Raw genomic sequence first — 17,357 nt, forward strand, 5'->3', positions numbered from 1 at the left:
TTACCTTCTTCTTTGTTGTTTTTTCGCTGTAGTCTTTTTCGCTGTTGTTTTCTTTGCGGCTGACTTTTTCGCAGCGGTTTTCTTTGTTGTCTTTTTTGTGGAAGATGATTTTTCTTTATCTTTCTTGGATACGATTCTTTCACCTTCCAGATTTTCCATATAACGACATTTAGGGAATGCAGAACATCCTAAGAAATATGTACCAAAACGAGACTTTCTCTTTAATAATTCACTTCCACACTCCGGACACATCTTCCCTGTTGGTTCTGGTTTTTCCTTTTCCTTGTTTTCTAAGCTTCTTGTATATTTGCACTGTGGAAAATTGGAACAGGAAATAAATTTACCATAGCGAGAATTACGATAAACGAGTTCTCCACCACATTCAGGACAGATTTCTCCTACTTTTTCCGGAGCTATCTTCTCCATTTTGTCATAGGCCACTTCTAATAATGGTGTAAACTTGTCATAGAAAGATCGAAGTGTTGGAACTTCTTCACGCTTTCCTTCCGCAATTTCATCCAGTTCTGTTTCCATATCCTTTGTATAGGAAACATTGATGATAGAAGAGAAATACTGATCCAGTTTTTCTGTTGTCAATTCTCCCTGTTCTGTTGGCGTAAAGAATTTTGTACGGCTCTTTTCCGCAACTGGAGCTAATGTTACATAGCCTCTTTGTTGAATTGTATCAATGATCATTGCATATGTTGATGGTCTTCCAATGCCATCTTCTTCCAGCTTCTTGATCAAAGTTGCTTCTGTATAGCGTTTTGGTGGTTCTGTAAAGTGCTGGGATGGTGTAACGGATTGGGCGTCCATTGTTTCGCCTTCTTCCATAGATGGAAGAATTGTATCTTTGTTGCTGGAATAATCACCATATGCTTTTAAATAACCATCAAACGCCAATACGCTTCCATTGGCAGTAAAATCAAATGCATTCTGTGATAATGTAACTGTTACCTTTTCAAATGCACTTGGTGCCATCTGTGAAGCTAATGCTCTATAGTAAATAAACTTGTATAGCTTGTATTGTTCATTTGTTAAATGAGATTTAATGGATTCAGGTGTATATGCAATATTTGTTGGTCGAATTGCTTCATGCGCATCCTGGGCACCATCATCATTATGTGCGTGATAGCTTCCAAGATATTCTTTTCCATATTCCTTTTCAATAAAATCTCTTGCACCGCTCGTATATAGATTCGAAAGTCTTGTAGAGTCTGTACGCATGTACGTAATCAAACCTTCGGAACCATTTCCAACATCAATTCCTTCATAAAGAATCTGTGCAATTGACATTGTTCTACGTGCAGAGAAGCCAAGCTTTGTACTAGCTTCCTGCTGCAGTGTAGATGTAATGAATGGTAATGGTGCTTTTCCCTTTGTTTTTGTTGTTTTGATATTAGAAACTGTAAACGCACCTTTTGTTCCTTCAATGACACGCATTGCATCTTCTTCATTCTTTAAAGATGCCTTCTTGCCATCTACCTTTGCAAGTCTAGCAGTAAATTTCTTGTTCTTCTTTTTAAATTCTGCTTCCACTTCCCAGTATTCTTCAGGAATAAATGCTTTAATTTCCTTTTCTTTTTCAACAATTAACTTCAAAGCAACAGATTGTACACGACCTGCTGACTTTGATTTGATTTTATTGTTTAACAGCTTTGAGAGTTTAAAACCAATGACACGATCTAGAATACGACGTGTTTCTTGAGAATGCACAAGATTCATATCAATTGTACGAGGCTGCTGGAAAGCTTCCTTGACAGCGTTTTTTGTAATTTCATGGAACGTAACACGATCAACAAGACTTTCATCTAAACCAAGCTCCTGTGCTAAATGCCAGCTGATTGCTTCTCCTTCACGGTCCGGGTCGGTTGCAAGATATACATAATCAGATTCACCTGCAAGCTTCTTTAGTTCTTTGACTGTTTCTTTTTTATCTTTAGAGATTTGATATGTTGCTTCAAAGTTATTATCAACGTCTACTCCTAGACCATCCTTTCCTTTGATTGCAAGATCTCTAATATGTCCCTTGGATGAAACGACAGTATAGCCTTCCCCAAGATATTTACCAATTGTTTTGGATTTTGATGGTGATTCCACAATGACTAAATTTTTCATTTCCGTCCTCCATTTCGCATAATATTTAAATAACAGATAACACAATAAAACAAATATTTCCGAATTTCAACTGACGAAATCGAATAATTGTTTTGTATCATACAACAAAAATGCACCTTCCTGCACTAGTTTATTGCATCCTTTTCCTTCTTCACTCTCAAAAGGATATGGAAAACACCACACGTCTTTTGAAAGATTGATTGCTTCATTGACAGTCAGCATTGTTCCACTTTTAACTTTTGCACTTGTTACAATACATGCTTCCCCTAAAGCAGCGAGGATACGATTTCTCCATGCAAAGTAATGTTTCTGTATACCTGTATCATATGGATATTCACTTAAGATGAGATGTTCTTTCTGCATTATCTTGTATAAATCTGCATTACAGGAAGGATACTGTATCTTTAAGCCAGAAGCAATCACTCCAATTGTTTTAGCACCACATAGAATTGCTGTTCGATGCGCAGCAGCATCTGCCCCTTTTGCAAGTCCTGAAACAATCACATACTTTCTCGATAAGATAGAAGAAGCCACTTCTGTTACCCTTTTTCCATAGTCTGTCAGTTCTCTGCTGCCAACAATTGTCATACATTTTTTCTCTAGCAGTGAAATATCGCCTTGATAATACAGTACCCATGGTGGATAACGCAATCGTTTTAAACAATCTGGATAAACTGCATCATAAATTGTAATGCATGGACTTTTTAAAGGAAGATGGGGTACTATTTCATTTGTTGCGATGCCTTTTGCAATCTTTGACCAGTTTCCATTGTAGAAAATACTGAGCTGTATCAATCGTTCTCTTTGATTCATAAATACCTCTACAATGATATTCACGAATTTTGATACAATTCCACAAAAAAACTTCAAAAAAGAAGTTTCTTTTAAAATAACGATTGTTGATAAATGCTGACAGGTGCAAAACTTCTTCTATGAATTGGTGTAATTCCATATGTGTGAATTGCATCCATATGCTGTTTTGTACCATAGCCCTTATTATTCTTAAATCCATATTCTGGATATAGAACATCATATTCTTTCATGATACGATCTCTTGTTACTTTCGCTAAAATACTTGCGGCAGCGATAGAAATAGATTTCTGATCCCCTTTGATTAGATCAATCACAGGCTTTTCAATATGCATTTTCATCGCATCACTTAAAACAATATCTGCGAAAGAATCCATTGCGATTTCTGACATTGCCCTGCGGTCTGCTTCTAAAATATTATAATGATCAATATCTTCCACTGATACTTCAATAATTTCAAACCACAAAGCATCTTCCTTAATGATTTCAAATAAAGCATCTCTTTTCTTTTCACTCAATGCCTTGGAATCATAAATCGCAGGATTCTCATATCCTGCTGGAAATATAACACCAGCAACAGACAATGGTCCAGCTAATGGACCTCTGCCTGCTTCATCAATCCCAACAACAAGTTTTCCTTCATTCCAGTATTGATGTTCATACAGATTTTCACATATCTTCACTTGTTTCTTCATTTACATGCTCCAATGTCAATCTGCCATATTTTCCATGTCTAAGATCTGTCAAGAATGCTTCTGCAGCACGCTTTGTATCTAATACATCATCACTGAGTTTGAAATGTCTTTTTTCCGCAATTGCCTTTAACATTCCATTAGGATTGACTTCTCCACTTTCATAGTAGTCTTCTAATAAACCAGGATACAGATCCTGAATGATATGAATGGCATCCATCGCAATCATTTTCTTATCGAGAATATCATCATTGATAGAACCTAAAGCCGCAAGAATTGATCCTGTCTTTTCATCTTCAAATTTAGGCCATAATACACCTGGTGTATCTAACAGATCCAATTCCTTATCTGCATGCAGCCAAGTCAAAGAACGCGTTACACCTGGTTTATCTGCAGCTTTTAGCGTATTTTTTCCCGCAATGCGATTAATCATTGTAGATTTGCCAACATTAGGGATTCCTGCAGCCATTGCACGTACTGCGCGTGGATTGATTCCTTTTGCTCTTTGCCTGTCTCTTTTTTCCTTCATGACATTTAAAGATGCCTGGATAATCTTTTTCCCGCATCCCGGATCTCTCATTAAATCTACCGCAATACAAGATACATTTTCACTCTGCAGTTTCTTTAGCCAGAGTTCTGTCTGTACAGGATCTGCCTGATCCATTTTTGATAGAACGATTAATCTTGGCTTTTGATTTGCCATTTGTATTAACATTGGATTTCTACTGGATTCAGGCATTCTTGCATCACGTAATTCAATGATCATATCAACTGCTTTTAATTTTTCTAACATGCCACGTTTTGCTTTTTCCATGTGGCCTGGATACCATTGTACTTTTACCATCTGTTTTCCTTTCTCTTTTTTCAAAAAGTGCTCCTGGTTTAAACCAAGAGCATATATTACCATGTTTCAACACCAAAATCACTTAATGGCCATGCAATGAAAATACCTTTTGATCGAATATTTTCTTTTTTGAATGGTCCATAGTATCTTGAGTCTGAAGAATGTGGACGATTATCACCAAGACAATAATATTCATCCTCACCTAATGTAATCTCATTGACATCTGGCATCCATCCAGATCCATAAGATTCTACATATTCTTGCGATAAGAAATCTTCATCAACACTTTCTCCATTGATATATAGCTGTCCATTTGCATAGGATACCGTTTCTCCAGGCAGGCCAATGACACGCTTGACTAAGTATTCATTCTTTTCTGGAACATAGATAACAACGATATCAAAACGTTTGAGTGGTGACAATTGATAGCCAAGTGTATTCGATACTCCAATCGATTCATCTTCTAATGTAGGATACATAGAGTTTCCTTTTACCTGTACAGGGCGAATGACAAAGTTGGTAATCACAAAAACAATCACCATACATATTGCAAGATCCTTGATAAAAGAAAATACTTCATCTGTTGCCGATTCTTCATGTTCTTCTTTTTTCACAGATTTCTTTCTCTTTTCTTCTACATTTTTCTTTTTTTCTTCAACTTCAGGATTTGTCAATCTTTCAAATACCTGTGTTTCACTAAACTGTTGTTTCTCTTTATTTTCCATAACGCAATCATTATACATCAAAAAAATAGAGAAAGCATAATGCTTTCTCTATGATGGATCTTATCGACGATCTTCCTTGATACGTGCGTCCTTAGCAGATCTACCCTTGAGGTATGAAAGATTAGCTCTTCTAACCTTACCATAACGAACAACTTCGATCTTTTCGAGGATTGGAGAATGTACTGGGAATGTTCTCTGTACACCTACACCACTAGAAATCTTACGAACTGTGAATGTAGCACCAATACCGCCATTAGAACGATCAACAACAACACCTTCGAAAATCTGAATACGTGTCTTGTTACCTTCCTTGATACGTACGTGAACCTTTACTGTATCACCAGACTTGAATTCTGGGATATCGTTACGTAACTGATTCTTAGTAATCTTGTCAACTAAACTTAAATCCATTTTCTTTTCTCCTTATATATACGAATGATCAGCAGCTCTTAGCTTATTTTTGCCAGCGGAACAGTGATGCGCTATTAAACGCCACAAGATAATATCATAAACTATATGAAATAGTCAATATCATATCCACCCAAAGTGTCTGCAAGCCTTTTCGATACCATCATTTGCATTCGTATCCGTAACATATGTTGCTTTCTTCTTCAGTTCTTCTTTTCCATTTCCCATCGCAATAGATGTCCAGCAAGGATCAAACATGACAAGATCATTTGTATCATCGCCAAATACAACAACATCTTCAATCGGTGCCTGTAGATATTCCATCATTCTTAAAATGCCATCTTTTTTTGCATCATACTGATAGATGACATATTCATCAAACATGCGCAGTCTGCCTACTTCGTTGATCCATGGATAGTTCTTTTCATCTTCTTTTGTATATGCAAGATACATTTTCATGATGGATGGCAATGTATGATAATCCAATGATGGATCATACAGATATGTCGTTAATTCTTTTCTGCGTCCTGCAGTTTCTAAAAAACGATAATCTTTCATAATGACAGAATCATCATCATTTAAAGCTAACAGCCATCCAACGTGATTTTGATCTGCCTGTTCTAATATATGAATGGATTCTTTTAATGGAATCGGCTGCAAATCAACTACCTGATCATCAATAACAATACACCCGCCACCATTGCAGACAATATTATGAATATCAATTTTATCTGTAAAGGAAATGGCTTTATAATGTGCTCTGCCTGTTGCGATAGATACAAAATGTCCATTCGCTTTTAACTGATCTAGTGTTCTTTTTGCACTTGGGACGATCTTGTGTGTTTTGTTATCTGTTAATGTTCCATCAATATCAAAGAAAAAATATTTTTTATGCATGTAAATATTCCTTTCTGTTATATGCAATACGTCCATGCATTTCCGCATGTATCGCAAAGTCAAAATGATCTACATCTGTACATAATGCAAAATCTTCTTTTGGAAATACATCCTGCTGCAATGGATCAAAGAATTTCTTTCCTTCACTATAACGAAGAGCATTCGCTTGCTTTTGAATATCTTTCACATCTTCACCGAGAAATAAATGACGCATGTATTGTGCACAAAGTGTGTCTTCTTCTGTCTCTCTTTCTTCCCATCCCATACATACAATACTGACATGTTCTGGATGATGAGATTTGATAACTTCAACTGTTGCTTTTGCATTTACTAAAGAAGCAACATAGATATCCGTAGCATGTGACGCATTCTGAATGCCAAGCGTACCATTTGTTGTAGTATGAATCACTGTTTTATCACTGAAATCTTTTCCAGTAATACTGCTAGGTGCATTGCCATAATCAAATCCTGGAAGTATCTTTCCTTGTCTTTCGCCAATCAGAATATATTCTGGATGTTCCTTCTTAAATGTATAAGCCTGTTCCTTATCATAGACAGCTCTAACTTCTTTACAACCCTGTGCAAATAAATATGCTTCTAAAGAAAAAGCACGAAATACATCAATAATGATTGTTGTACCTGTTGCTTTTTTGGCTCCTTCCTTTAACTGTAATATTTCAATCTCCATGAATTTTTTCCCCTTCAAACGTATTATACCTCTTGCAAGGCCCTTGTTTTAGGGGTATATTACAAGCAAAGAGAGTTTTTTATGTCAAATCGTGAAAAGTTATATTATCCATTTGCATACACACACCACTACGCATATGTCGTAGCATTTTATGGTAGTAATGCACCAACGATCGTAAAAGGTCCATTGATCATGAAAACATACTACAAAGATGATTCAAAAAAAGAAGTTGATATTCAGCACACTTCTGAATACTTCATGGATGAATTATTCTATGAAACAAACAAAGTCATTCGTGAAATGATGCATGATTCATACAATGGAAAAAGAGATCTGATTGAATTATCGTTGCCTGAGCTTGGAAGTGAATATCGTATCATTTACAATGCGAGCGAAAAGCCAAGTGAAAGATATGATGATTCCCTGGCAATTTTAAGTAATCGTGATTCAAAGGCAAAAGGTGTCGCAATTATATTAAAAAGAGATGCTAACGGTATTCACTACCTCAATGAAGCAGAAGCACGTAAAATCTGTTCCTACTACACAAACGAATAAGATGGAGATTTCTCTCCATCTTGTTTTTTATTCATTGACTGCTTTTTCTGTGACAACACCATATACCATTGGTGGAATCTCACATAGCTCTTTTTCGATATGAATTGCTTCATGCATCATCTTGATAACATCTTCTACATTCTTGTCATCATTGACATATAGCGTGCATAATGTATCGCCACTCTTTACTCGATCTCCACATCTCACTTTCATGACCATACCAACAGATGAATCAATGACATCTTCTTTTGTTGCTCTACCAGCTCCTAGCATTTGTGCAGCTGTTCCAATTGCCTGTGCATTCATTCCTACAACATATCCATCTGCTTCACTCTTTACATCAATATACTGTTTTACAGATACGAGTTTCTTCATATTTTCAACTGTTAAATACGAAGCATCTCCACCTTCTAAAGCAATCATATTCTGCAGCTTCTTCAAACCACTGCCATCATGAATCTTTTCAATCAGCATCTTTCTAGCTTCTTCTTCATTCTTTGCAAGATTACCAAGAATCAGCATATTTTCACCAAGAAGCATACATACTTCAAATAATGGATCCTTCTCATTGATTTCACCACTCAATACTTCGACTGCTTCCTGTACTTCTAAAGCATTACCAATCTTCATACCTAACGGCTGGTTCATATCTGTCACAAGTGCACGCACGCTTCTACCAACATGTGTACCAATGGAAACCATTGTTTTTGCCAGTTCAAACGCATCTTCCTTTGTATGCATGAATGCACCTGTACCGGTTTTAACATCCAGTACAATTGCATCAGAACCACTTGCAAGCTTCTTAGACATAATAGAAGAAGCAATCAAAGGAACACATCCTACAGTTGCCGTAACATCACGTAAGGCATACATCTTCTTATCAGCAGGTACAAGATTACCAGTCTGTCCAATGACCGCTACACCATTTTCACGTACGATCTTCTTAAAGGAGTCCATAGACTGTTCAATGTTTGTTCCAGGAATGGATTCTAGTTTATCTAAGGTCCCACCAGTATGGCCTAGACCTCTGCCACTCATTTTCGCAACTATACCGCCACATGCCGCAACAAGTGGAGCAACAATCAATGTTGTTGTATCACCTACACCACCTGTAGAATGCTTATCGAGTTTGATACCTGGCAAATCGCTAAGATCAACAACATCACCAGAATGCATCATACTCATTGTAAGATCCGCTGTTTCTTTGGATGTCATACCTCTTTGTAAAATTGCCATCATCATACTAGACATTTGATAATCTGGAATTTCACCACTCACAAAACCAGTCACCATCTGCTGGATTTCTTCCGTTGTCAAAGAATTTCCATGTGCTTTTTTATCAATTAAATCTACAAATCTCATATTATAGTTACCTCTATTCGCTAGTTATATTATCTGCTTAATTAGAAGCACTTTCAAGCTGTAGAAAGAAGATAAAAAGCAAAAACTGTCAGCTCTTGCTTACTTTAATTTCTTACCACAGTTTGGACAGAATGTAATATTTGGATCCGTTATCTTTTCACCGCATTCCGTACAGTAATATGGTTCAAATTGCTCATTTGTTATTTCTGTTGAAAGAACCTGCGTATCTTCCATTTTTGAAGATGACTCTACATTCTGTGATGTTGAATATGCTGTATCACTTTGTGGCTGTACATAGTACAGATCAAACAATGCCATGCGTTTACGATAATAAACGAAATTCAAAGCAGCTTGAATAAAGCTGTAAATAATCATTGCAACATACATCGCAATACAAATGTTATAGGCAAGATTCTGAAAGAAAGCATCAGATGTATCGACGGAAAATAGTATATACGAAGGATTCTTCATCATATAAATCATTACGATCAATGATTCAATAAATTCTACAACAAATCGCAGGCATACTGCTTTTGGTCCATATTCCTTCCATTTCCATAGGCCAACACATGCATAGAATACGATAACAGCACTCAGACAACTCATTAAAGAATGGAAAATCACAGGCCAGAATAGAGGTCCCATATGATTCACAGAATATCCTGCAGAGGCAAGAAAATCATTTAAATTTCCTGTTTTCAATCCAAACAGCTGCTGAAAAACAGAGACAATATGAAACAAGCTGGAAATGAACAGAAATGGTAAAGTAATTTTCAAAAACCAGTTCCATTTTAATGGTGTGTTCTTTCGATCATAATATTTCATACACTTCTACCTCGATCAAACTCATTTTATCATACTACAAGTCAATTTTTCCCTGCTGCAGCTTTTTCAGTACTTTTTTTTCTTCATCAGAAAGAATATGTTTTTCATATAGATCAGGACGGAGCTGTTGTGTCATCAACAATGATTCTGCAATTCTCCACTCTTTGATTTTTGCATGGTTTCCACTCAATAAGACTGCAGGTACTTCTTGACCATTGTAGTCTCTTGGCTGCGTATATTGCGGATATTCCAATAGTCCATTTTCAAAAGATTCATCATCTGTAGATCCTTCAGAAATAGAACCTTCCAGTAATCGAATCACAGAATCCATCACTACCATGGATGCAATTTCACCACCTGTTAAAACATAGTCACCAATGGATAACAGTTCATCACAATGGTCATTGATTCTTGCATCTAACCCTTCATAGTGACCACACAATAAAATTAAATGGTCTTTTTTTGCGAGTTCTCTAGATTTCTTCTGTGTCAATGTCTTTCCTAATGGAGACATCATAATCGAATAGCTGTTTTCTGTTTTCACAGAATGCAAAGCATCCAGTACTGGCTGACATTTCATAACTTGTCCCATGCCTCCACCAAATGGAGAATCATCGACATGTTTAAACTTATCCAAGGCGAAATCTCTGATTTGTACAAAATCAACTGTTACGAGCTCTCTTTTCAAAGCTCTTCCAATAATAGAAGTAGACAGGAAACTTTCATACATTTCTGGAAACAATGTCAGTACTGTAATTCTCATAGCAATCCCTCCTGCATCTGAATATGGATTGCATGATTTTCTAAATCAACATTTTGAATAAACGCAGGAACAAATGGTACTAGAAAAGAAGAACCATCTTCTTTTCTGATACGAATGTTATTCTGTGCGCCCAATGTTTCTTCAATAGATGCCACTGTACCTAAAAGAGTTTGATTTTGATCATATGCTTCTAAGCCAATGATCTCATCACGATAGTACTTGCCATTCTGCAATGGTTTACGATCCACTCTAGAAATATAGACTTCGCATGTCTTGTATTTTTCAACAAGATTGATATCCAGATGATTTTCAAAGCTGACTAAAGCATGTCCTTTATGTGTACGATACGTCTTTACAGTAAAAGGCAAATAGTTTCCTTCAAATCGTACATAAACCGTATTCCCTTTTTGATAACGTTCCCTATCAAAATCGGAATAGGAAGAAATCTTCAATTCCCCTTTGATACCATGTGTATTTACGATTTTACCGATACAGATATATTCCATATTTACCTCCTATTGAAAAGAAAAGATGGTATTCCCATCTTTCTTAGATCTGTTCAAACTTGATACTAACTTTCTTGTTGTCAGTGTGAGAAGCAACAGACATTACTTGACGTAATGCTGCAGCCATACTGCCTTTTCTACCAATCAAACGAGCAATATCATCATTTTTTGCATATACATACAAAACGATTTCTTTTTCGTTGTTGGATGGCATCTGGCGTACTTCCAAGCTATCTTTGTCTTCAACCATTGGTTTAACAAGATCTAGAAGTACCTCATCGAAACGAGCCATAATTACTTCTTCTTTCTAGCTAATTTTTCTTCATGAAACTGCTTCATGATTCCCTGACGAGAAAGAATGTTACGAACTGTATCAGATGGCTGAGCACCATTGTTTAACCACTTCATAGCCTTTTCAGCATCAACGAATACTGTTTCAGGTTCTGTTGTAGGGTTGATCCAGCCAATAGTTTCGATATCACGACCGTCTCTTGGGAAACGGGAATCTGCTGCAACGATACGGTATCTAGGTGCCTTCTTAGCGCCCATTCTCTTTAAACGAAGTTTAACTGCCATTTTTATTTCCTCCTAAATTACGTGTACTACTATACAAGACATAAAATAGTCTGTCAAGGTTTTTTACTTGACAGTTTAAATATTTTTCAAGCTAAATGGCAATACAGATCACTGTATTGCCATGATTTTACTTGAATCTTTTTCCGTATGGATTGTTCTTTAATTGTGCCTGTGCCTGATTCATCATCTTTTCAAGAGACTCTTCATTCAAGTTGCCATTTCTCTGCATTCTGCCAACCTGATCCATTGCTTTCTTCATCTTGTTAAATTGATTGATCAGTTTATTGACATCATCTACTTTTGTTCCAGAACCTCTGGCAATTCTCTTCTTCATTGTGCCTCTCAGCTTTTCTGGATGTGCTCTTTCATAAGGTGTCATAGATTGAATGATTGCCTTTGTATGTGCCATGGCACCATTTGCCTTAGACTCATCAATCATTCCAGCATACTGATTCATACCAGGAATCATCTTGATGATTCCACTTAAAGGTCCAAGCTTTTGAATCTGTTCAAATTGCTTCAACATGTCGTCCATTGTAAACTGGCCATTCATCATTCTTTCAGCCATTTTTTCATTTTCTTCCATGTCAAGCTTTTCTTGTGCTTTTTCTACAAGAGAAACAACGTCCCCCATGCCCAAGATACGGTCTGCCATACGATCAGGATGGAAGATACCCATATCTTCAATCTTTTCACCTTCACCGACAAACTTAACAGGAACACCAGTGATCTTCTTAACAGAAAGAACACCACCACCTCTAGAATCGCCATCAAACTTCGTTACAACAAGTCCTGTTAATGGAAGTGCATCGCTGAATGCTTTCGCAACATTAACGATATCCTGACCTGTCATAGCATCTACAGTCAATAAGATTTCATCAGGACGAACGTATGCATTGATATCCTGCAGTTCTTTCATCAATTCTTCATCAATATGTAATCTACCGGCAGTATCAATAAAGACTGTATCGTATCCCTTTTCTTTTGCATATGCGATACCTTTGCGAACTGTTTCTAACGCCTTGGTTTCTACACCTAATGTAAAGACTTCTGTATCAATTTCTTTACCAAGTGTCTGTAACTGATCAATTGCGGCTGGACGAATCACGTCTGCAGCAATCAGCATTGGATTGCGTCCTTGTTTTTCCTTCGCAATTTTAGCAATCTTGGCAACACTCGTTGTTTTACCTGTACCTTGTAAACCAACAAGCATGATAATTGTCATACCATCTTCTTTATATGCAATCGTAGAATCATTGCTTCCTAAAAGATCAACGATTTGATCATGTACGATTTTAACAAGCTGCTGACCAGGTTCAACTGCACTTAATACTTCTTCACCTCTTGCCTTTTCACGAATTTCTTCCAGGAACTCTTTTACGATTTTATAGTTAACGTCTGCTTCAAGAAGTGCAAGTCTCACCTCTTTTAGCATTTCTTCCATATTCGCATCCGTAAGCTTGCCTTTGCCTGCGACATTGCGCATCGCTTTATTTAACTTTTCACTTAATGAATCAAATGCCATTATTATTACCTCTCGTGCATCTATTTTAGCATGAGATCACAATTTAATACACGAAACCATTTTCTTTTCCTTTAATTGTTAAAAACGTAATTTTCTCCGCAATGATTCTTGAAAGATATTCTTCTTCCTTTCCTTCCATTTTGCACTTTCCTTCCAGTCTTCCTCGAATCGCAAGTAAATCTCCTGCCTTGCAGACTTCTTCACATTGTTCAGCCAATCCTTTCCACACATAGATTGAAAACACATCAGTATTAAAATTTCCATCTTCCATCAAATACGGACGATTACATTCTAATAAGATTTCATATACACCTTCTTTCCATCCAACCGGCTTCAGAATTTTCCCTACAACTACGCAACTGTTCATAACCTTTAAATAACCTTTCTTTTTTCTATTATTCAACATAATTTTTATATGACTTACAAATCATAAAAAAAGCATACTTGCATCACTTTGTGCAAATATGCATATGAATATTCGTATTTTTGTTTCAAAATCGACGAATTTACAAGTTTTTTATGAAAGATGTAAAATTCTTTTTAACTTGTTTTTTCGTTCAATAGATTTTTTTGCTTTCATAATATCTTGTGTAAACTTACAAGAAGAACCGCAGCTGCCATGGCAATCTCCACAATTGCCACTGCAGTCATCCACTCCATGCACCATTAAATATTTCACGTCTAGAATCAGCAGAACGGCAATGACTAAAATAATTACAATATTGATCATAGCTACCTCCCATACTTATGATGCTTTGATTTTATTCAAAAGTCAATTAGTTTGCACTAACTTATCAAAAAAAGAAAAAGATCCATGATATGCATGGATCAGATATTTAAAATATTCATGAAAATCTGGATAATATCTTTTGCAATAAATGTAAAATACATTCCAAATACACTCATCGCAACAAATATACCAGCAATAAGCGCAAGCATTGCTCTTTTGTGCGGCAAGGAAGTCTTGTTAAGACCATAGCCAGTTAACAGAATAGAAACAAATGCAGCTGTAAAAAAGAATGCATAGCCAATCATTGTATTATAAGCAATCAAACAAGCACTGATCACATACATAACAATTTTGAATGGTACTGCAATTGTACAGATAGATACCATACGATCACGATCTACAAGTATTGTTTTATTTGTACAAGCAAGCTTGATGAGATATGTAATGAGATATTCAAAGATAAAACCATATGCCGCAATCTTGAATGCAAGATTCGCAGTCGCTGTAAAGTTCAATCTGGCAAATCCAAATGGCTCTAAATTGATAAGATGAGAGATTCCCATTGCAATACAGCTGGAAAATGCAATCCACTTCAAAATATTCAAAACACATCTTTGACCTGCAGATAACGTAGCATAATCAACATCAGCTACACGATCCATACATAATAATGGATTGATCATCATCAAGAAAAGACTATTTGAAGGCTCATCAATCAAGCGATTCAAAGCATCTTCTTTTTCCTGATACTTTCTTGCTTTTTTAGCTTTTGCTTTTTGATTCTTTGCCTGTTTTTCTAAACGTTTCTGTTCTTTCTTTTCTTCTGCAGTTGGCTGCTTTTTGACTTGTCTGATAACTTCAACCTTATCTGCTTTTTCAACTTTTTCGTTTGCTTTTTCTACAACAGGTGTTTCAATTTTTTCATCTTTCTGTACTTCTTTTTTTACATTTACGCAAACATACTGATGTGGAACATGTCGTAAAGATACAGCGCGTACATGTCTAGCTACCAGTACATTATTTCTTCTTCGATTTAAAAGGTGTAATTTTCGATTCATAAATTTTCCTCTACGCCAACTATTATACACATAAAAAATGTGCTTTTGTGCACATTTTCTTAATTAGTCTTTTGCTCTTGAGCAGTATTTGCCATCAGCTGTACTGACAACGATTGTTTCACCTTCCTGGATGAATAGAGGTACTTTCACCTGAAGACCAGTTTCAACAACTGCATTCTTCTGTGCGGAAGTAGCTGTATCGCCCTTGACTGCCTGTTCGCATTCTGTAATCTTTAAAGATACTTTATCAGGAAGAATAACACCTAAAATTTCGCCGTCAAATACCTGAATGTTGATCATTTCGGATGGTTTCAAGAAATTCTTTTCCCATTCTACTCTTTCTTCAGGGATTTCAATCTGATCATATGTTTCTGTATCCATGAATACTAATGAAGTACCATCATCATAAAGATACTGCATTTCTCTTTTATCAATGCTGGCTTCTTCAACACGGTCAGAACCAATCAGACCAAGTTCTTTTACGACACCTGTTCTTGGATCCTTAACTTTTAAAGCGACTTTCATTTTAGCCATCGCTGTTTTATTCAATGATTTATCAAGGCACTGATAAAGATTACCTTCCCAAATAAAACACTGACCTGGTTTAATTTCTGTTGACTGAATCATATGTATACCACCTTTACTTTTTTTCGTAATTTATTTTAGTAAAATAAGCTTATTTGTCAACATACATCCCTCTTGTAGAAGTATAGGAAAGAATTGTTGCATCATCTTCATCCAGTGTTATTACTAAAGTTTCTGGATAGTCTGATGTAATATTGACATATATAAAATGATCATCCAATTGATACATTTCATTATCTTCAAGATTTCCTTCAAGAAGCTGCTGCTTGATATCACTGATGACGCGTATTTCCTGCTGCAGATACATATTTGCTTCTTTCATATTCATCATAAACTGCACATTTTGTTTATCACGCAATGCAATCACTGTGATAACAGATACAATATACAACAGAATAGAGAGAAAATATGTCGAAACAAATCCATCAGTATTTCGCAATCGCTTCTGTATACGCATCTTCTCCCCTTTCATACTGCACATAAATTACATGATTTTCTTCATAAAACATACATGTATCTACATCGATATAAAAAATTTGTGTCCCAGGCGTGAGAATGATATTCTCGTTGATCAATGACAGTTTCATTTCTTTCTTTTTATACGTAAAATACAAAGCATCTTCCTCAATATGCGGAGAATACGACAGCACTAGAATTCTACGCAATTGATACGTTGCGACAAGATCCTGCAGGCAATATGGCTGTTTTAAAGCATGAGATATTGTCGAAATTGATAGAATAATGACAGGTATCATCATGACTATAATCAGAAGTGTTAACAGGTAATCAATCAATACGGTTCCTCGATTGTTTCGCATAGATCTATTTCCTGAAAAAAACGATCAAAATCATCCTGCATGATTTGACTTTCTTCCTGCAACTTTTCCTGTATCTTTACATGTACAACAATACAGCTGTAAACAATCACAGAAATCAAAGATGTAATCAGAACACTGATCAAAGCATCATTCATAAAAAATCCATCATTTTTCAACAAGTCTTCCACCTCCCAGTTCTATTACGATCTTTTTTCCATTCACATCCACTGTTTTTGCCTGGTTCACATTACCATTCTCATTAAAAATCACTGCAATTTTATCCCATTGAAATGTTATATGCTTTGCTTCTTTGATTGCAGTAGATTGATGATATAGATAATCACTTTGAAATAAGTATTTGTTATTTTTAGAGAATTCGTGGGATGGAATGACAAGTAATGTCATGACGGAAACTGCCACAAGAACAATACAGCATTCCACAAGCATAAATCCCTCATTCGATGAAAGCTTCTCCATCTTTAATCTGTAATTGTTTTGAACCATCACATTCCACCTGTGCTTCATTCAATAAACCCGCATTGATCAAATCATCCACACTCTGTGGATACTCATCATATTCCATCTTGTACTCAAGAATTGCCGCATCTGCAACTTTTTCAATTGCCTTGCATCCTTTATGATTGACAACCGACAGTGTCTTTTGAATGGATGGAACAGAAAGCAAGAAAATAACAGAAATAATAATAACTACGATTGTCATTTCCAGTAATGTAAAACCTTGATTGTTCTTTTTCATATATCCTCCCTAATAAGTCAAATGTTTTTTAGCTTAAATAAGCTATTTTTTAAGTACATATTTTGATATAAGCCAATAGATTACGGATATTTCTTGCATCAATGTGCTGAATTAT

Annotated in this window: 25 protein-coding genes; 1 reads left to right on the forward strand and 24 read right to left on the reverse strand. The window is 36.0% G+C overall.

All coding sequences use genetic code 11. The features are described from left to right. From topA to ACTND6_RS03685, 8 genes are all read right to left on the reverse strand, one after another. Entirely contained in the window at positions 1-2,118 is a 2,118-nt protein-coding gene (gene topA / locus ACTND6_RS03650) for a type I DNA topoisomerase (RefSeq protein ID WP_441022114.1), read from the reverse strand. A gap of 66 nt (positions 2,119-2,184) precedes the next feature. Continuing rightward, the gene (dprA, locus tag ACTND6_RS03655; RefSeq protein WP_441022116.1) at positions 2,185-2,931 is read right to left on the reverse strand and encodes a DNA-processing protein DprA; all 747 of its coding nucleotides are present in this window, start codon (positions 2,929-2,931) and stop codon (positions 2,185-2,187) included. 71 nt (positions 2,932-3,002) lie between these two features. Further along, entirely contained in the window at positions 3,003-3,623 is a 621-nt protein-coding gene (locus tag ACTND6_RS03660) for a ribonuclease HII (protein ID WP_441022118.1), read from the reverse strand. Next, positions 3,598-4,488, reverse strand: a complete 891-nt coding sequence (ylqF, locus tag ACTND6_RS03665; RefSeq protein WP_441022120.1) for a ribosome biogenesis GTPase YlqF — start codon at positions 4,486-4,488, stop codon at positions 3,598-3,600. Before ylqF ends, ACTND6_RS03660 begins: the two co-directional genes overlap by 26 nt. 32 nt (positions 4,489-4,520) lie before the next feature. Continuing rightward, positions 4,521-5,189: a signal peptidase I gene (gene lepB / locus ACTND6_RS03670; RefSeq protein ID WP_441022122.1), complete on the reverse strand. Its 669-nt coding sequence runs from the start codon at positions 5,187-5,189 to the stop codon at positions 4,521-4,523. A 60-nt stretch (positions 5,190-5,249) separates the two neighbouring features. Then, the gene (gene rplS, locus ACTND6_RS03675; protein WP_178176664.1) at positions 5,250-5,600 is read right to left on the reverse strand and encodes a 50S ribosomal protein L19; all 351 of its coding nucleotides are present in this window, start codon (positions 5,598-5,600) and stop codon (positions 5,250-5,252) included. Positions 5,601-5,720: 120 nt separating this feature from the next. Further along, positions 5,721-6,494 carry an HAD hydrolase family protein gene (locus tag ACTND6_RS03680; RefSeq protein WP_441022125.1) on the reverse strand — a complete coding sequence of 258 codons (774 nt, stop codon included), beginning with the start codon at positions 6,492-6,494 and terminating at the stop codon, positions 5,721-5,723. Beyond that, the gene (locus ACTND6_RS03685) at positions 6,487-7,182 is read right to left on the reverse strand and encodes a 2-phosphosulfolactate phosphatase (RefSeq protein ID WP_441022127.1); all 696 of its coding nucleotides are present in this window, start codon (positions 7,180-7,182) and stop codon (positions 6,487-6,489) included. Before ACTND6_RS03685 ends, ACTND6_RS03680 begins: the two co-directional genes overlap by 8 nt. 81 nt (positions 7,183-7,263) lie before the next feature. Between ACTND6_RS03685 and ACTND6_RS03690 the strand changes: the two genes are divergently transcribed. Next, the gene (locus ACTND6_RS03690) at positions 7,264-7,737 is read left to right on the forward strand and encodes a hypothetical protein (RefSeq protein WP_178176661.1); all 474 of its coding nucleotides are present in this window, start codon (positions 7,264-7,266) and stop codon (positions 7,735-7,737) included. Positions 7,738-7,764: 27 nt separating this feature from the next. Here the strand turns inward: ACTND6_RS03690 and ACTND6_RS03695 are convergent, their stop codons facing one another. The 16 genes from ACTND6_RS03695 to ACTND6_RS03770 all read right to left on the reverse strand — a co-directional run bounded on the left by ACTND6_RS03695 (position 7,765) and on the right by ACTND6_RS03770 (position 17,242). Further along, entirely contained in the window at positions 7,765-9,099 is a 1,335-nt protein-coding gene (locus ACTND6_RS03695; RefSeq protein ID WP_441022129.1) for a pyrimidine-nucleoside phosphorylase, read from the reverse strand. A 99-nt stretch (positions 9,100-9,198) separates the two neighbouring features. Beyond that, positions 9,199-9,924 (reverse strand): zinc-ribbon domain-containing protein, encoded by a 726-nt coding sequence (locus ACTND6_RS03700; protein WP_441022131.1) that lies wholly within the window; start codon positions 9,922-9,924, stop codon positions 9,199-9,201. Between the two features lie 34 nt (positions 9,925-9,958). After that, positions 9,959-10,687, reverse strand: coding sequence for a tRNA (guanosine(37)-N1)-methyltransferase TrmD (gene trmD, locus ACTND6_RS03705; protein WP_178176658.1), 729 nt, complete (start codon positions 10,685-10,687; stop codon positions 9,959-9,961). Continuing rightward, a complete protein-coding gene (gene rimM, locus ACTND6_RS03710; protein WP_441022134.1) occupies positions 10,684-11,193 on the reverse strand; it encodes a ribosome maturation factor RimM in 510 nt (169 codons plus the stop codon). Before rimM ends, trmD begins: the two co-directional genes overlap by 4 nt. 43 nt (positions 11,194-11,236) lie before the next feature. Then, positions 11,237-11,485: a KH domain-containing protein gene (locus ACTND6_RS03715; RefSeq protein ID WP_178176866.1), complete on the reverse strand. Its 249-nt coding sequence runs from the start codon at positions 11,483-11,485 to the stop codon at positions 11,237-11,239. Positions 11,486-11,487: 2 nt separating this feature from the next. Then, entirely contained in the window at positions 11,488-11,769 is a 282-nt protein-coding gene (gene rpsP, locus ACTND6_RS03720; RefSeq protein WP_178176867.1) for a 30S ribosomal protein S16, read from the reverse strand. Positions 11,770-11,896: 127 nt separating this feature from the next. Beyond that, a complete protein-coding gene (gene ffh, locus ACTND6_RS03725; protein WP_441022137.1) occupies positions 11,897-13,294 on the reverse strand; it encodes a signal recognition particle protein in 1,398 nt (465 codons plus the stop codon). A 43-nt stretch (positions 13,295-13,337) separates the two neighbouring features. Continuing rightward, on the reverse strand, positions 13,338-13,700 hold the full coding sequence (locus ACTND6_RS03730) for a single-stranded DNA-binding protein (protein WP_178176869.1): 363 nt from the start codon (positions 13,698-13,700) through the stop codon (positions 13,338-13,340). Between the two features lie 111 nt (positions 13,701-13,811). Next, entirely contained in the window at positions 13,812-14,024 is a 213-nt protein-coding gene (locus ACTND6_RS03735; RefSeq protein WP_441022139.1) for a hypothetical protein, read from the reverse strand. 98 nt (positions 14,025-14,122) lie between these two features. After that, entirely contained in the window at positions 14,123-15,082 is a 960-nt protein-coding gene (locus tag ACTND6_RS03740) for a hypothetical protein (RefSeq protein WP_441022141.1), read from the reverse strand. 63 nt (positions 15,083-15,145) lie between these two features. Beyond that, positions 15,146-15,709, reverse strand: coding sequence for an elongation factor P (gene efp, locus ACTND6_RS03745; RefSeq protein WP_178175541.1), 564 nt, complete (start codon positions 15,707-15,709; stop codon positions 15,146-15,148). 49 nt (positions 15,710-15,758) lie between these two features. After that, positions 15,759-16,124 (reverse strand): hypothetical protein, encoded by a 366-nt coding sequence (locus ACTND6_RS03750; protein WP_441022143.1) that lies wholly within the window; start codon positions 16,122-16,124, stop codon positions 15,759-15,761. Beyond that, on the reverse strand, positions 16,093-16,485 hold the full coding sequence (locus ACTND6_RS03755) for a hypothetical protein (protein ID WP_441022145.1): 393 nt from the start codon (positions 16,483-16,485) through the stop codon (positions 16,093-16,095). Before ACTND6_RS03755 ends, ACTND6_RS03750 begins: the two co-directional genes overlap by 32 nt. Then, positions 16,458-16,664 carry a hypothetical protein gene (locus ACTND6_RS03760; protein WP_441022147.1) on the reverse strand — a complete coding sequence of 69 codons (207 nt, stop codon included), beginning with the start codon at positions 16,662-16,664 and terminating at the stop codon, positions 16,458-16,460. The genes ACTND6_RS03755 and ACTND6_RS03760 overlap by 28 nt, the downstream gene beginning before the upstream one ends. Then, positions 16,651-16,989, reverse strand: a complete 339-nt coding sequence (locus ACTND6_RS03765) for a hypothetical protein (RefSeq protein ID WP_441022149.1) — start codon at positions 16,987-16,989, stop codon at positions 16,651-16,653. The genes ACTND6_RS03760 and ACTND6_RS03765 overlap by 14 nt, the downstream gene beginning before the upstream one ends. Continuing rightward, the gene (locus ACTND6_RS03770) at positions 16,940-17,242 is read right to left on the reverse strand and encodes a prepilin-type N-terminal cleavage/methylation domain-containing protein (RefSeq protein ID WP_178175536.1); all 303 of its coding nucleotides are present in this window, start codon (positions 17,240-17,242) and stop codon (positions 16,940-16,942) included. The genes ACTND6_RS03765 and ACTND6_RS03770 overlap by 50 nt, the downstream gene beginning before the upstream one ends. Between the last annotated feature and the right edge of the window lie 115 nt (positions 17,243-17,357).

The organism is Bulleidia sp. HCP3S3_C9 (genome assembly GCF_052064035.1).
Lineage (GTDB): Bacteria > Bacillota_I > Bacilli_A > Erysipelotrichales > Erysipelotrichaceae > Bulleidia.

What these genes read in the sequence shown, in the direction of transcription:
- ACTND6_RS03755 (WP_441022145.1), bottom strand. Translation starts at nt 16,485, where the DNA reads ATGCGAAACAATCGAGGAACCGTATTGATTGATTACCTGTTAACACTT.
- ACTND6_RS03770 (WP_178175536.1), bottom strand. Translation starts at nt 17,242, where the DNA reads ATGAAAAAGAACAATCAAGGTTTTACATTACTGGAAATGACAATCGTA.
- ACTND6_RS03715 (WP_178176866.1), bottom strand. Translation starts at nt 11,485, where the DNA reads ATGGCTCGTTTCGATGAGGTACTTCTAGATCTTGTTAAACCAATGGTT.
- ACTND6_RS03700 (WP_441022131.1), bottom strand. Translation starts at nt 9,924, where the DNA reads ATGAAATATTATGATCGAAAGAACACACCATTAAAATGGAACTGGTTT.
- ACTND6_RS03765 (WP_441022149.1), bottom strand. Translation starts at nt 16,989, where the DNA reads ATGGTTCAAAACAATTACAGATTAAAGATGGAGAAGCTTTCATCGAAT.
- dprA (WP_441022116.1), bottom strand. Translation starts at nt 2,931, where the DNA reads ATGAATCAAAGAGAACGATTGATACAGCTCAGTATTTTCTACAATGGA.
- rimM (WP_441022134.1), bottom strand. Translation starts at nt 11,193, where the DNA reads ATGGAATATATCTGTATCGGTAAAATCGTAAATACACATGGTATCAAA.
- ACTND6_RS03735 (WP_441022139.1), bottom strand. Translation starts at nt 14,024, where the DNA reads ATGATCAATATTGTAATTATTTTAGTCATTGCCGTTCTGCTGATTCTA.
- rplS (WP_178176664.1), bottom strand. Translation starts at nt 5,600, where the DNA reads ATGGATTTAAGTTTAGTTGACAAGATTACTAAGAATCAGTTACGTAAC.
- topA (WP_441022114.1), bottom strand. Translation starts at nt 2,118, where the DNA reads ATGAAAAATTTAGTCATTGTGGAATCACCATCAAAATCCAAAACAATT.
- lepB (WP_441022122.1), bottom strand. Translation starts at nt 5,189, where the DNA reads ATGGAAAATAAAGAGAAACAACAGTTTAGTGAAACACAGGTATTTGAA.
- ACTND6_RS03750 (WP_441022143.1), bottom strand. Translation starts at nt 16,124, where the DNA reads ATGCGTATACAGAAGCGATTGCGAAATACTGATGGATTTGTTTCGACA.
- trmD (WP_178176658.1), bottom strand. Translation starts at nt 10,687, where the DNA reads ATGAGAATTACAGTACTGACATTGTTTCCAGAAATGTATGAAAGTTTC.
- ACTND6_RS03660 (WP_441022118.1), bottom strand. Translation starts at nt 3,623, where the DNA reads ATGAAGAAACAAGTGAAGATATGTGAAAATCTGTATGAACATCAATAC.
- ACTND6_RS03680 (WP_441022125.1), bottom strand. Translation starts at nt 6,494, where the DNA reads ATGCATAAAAAATATTTTTTCTTTGATATTGATGGAACATTAACAGAT.
- ACTND6_RS03690 (WP_178176661.1), top strand. Translation starts at nt 7,264, where the DNA reads ATGTCAAATCGTGAAAAGTTATATTATCCATTTGCATACACACACCAC.
- ACTND6_RS03685 (WP_441022127.1), bottom strand. Translation starts at nt 7,182, where the DNA reads ATGGAGATTGAAATATTACAGTTAAAGGAAGGAGCCAAAAAAGCAACA.
- efp (WP_178175541.1), bottom strand. Translation starts at nt 15,709, where the DNA reads ATGATTCAGTCAACAGAAATTAAACCAGGTCAGTGTTTTATTTGGGAA.
- ffh (WP_441022137.1), bottom strand. Translation starts at nt 13,294, where the DNA reads ATGGCATTTGATTCATTAAGTGAAAAGTTAAATAAAGCGATGCGCAAT.
- ACTND6_RS03695 (WP_441022129.1), bottom strand. Translation starts at nt 9,099, where the DNA reads ATGAGATTTGTAGATTTAATTGATAAAAAAGCACATGGAAATTCTTTG.
- ACTND6_RS03730 (WP_178176869.1), bottom strand. Translation starts at nt 13,700, where the DNA reads ATGTTGAATAATAGAAAAAAGAAAGGTTATTTAAAGGTTATGAACAGT.
- rpsP (WP_178176867.1), bottom strand. Translation starts at nt 11,769, where the DNA reads ATGGCAGTTAAACTTCGTTTAAAGAGAATGGGCGCTAAGAAGGCACCT.
- ACTND6_RS03740 (WP_441022141.1), bottom strand. Translation starts at nt 15,082, where the DNA reads ATGAATCGAAAATTACACCTTTTAAATCGAAGAAGAAATAATGTACTG.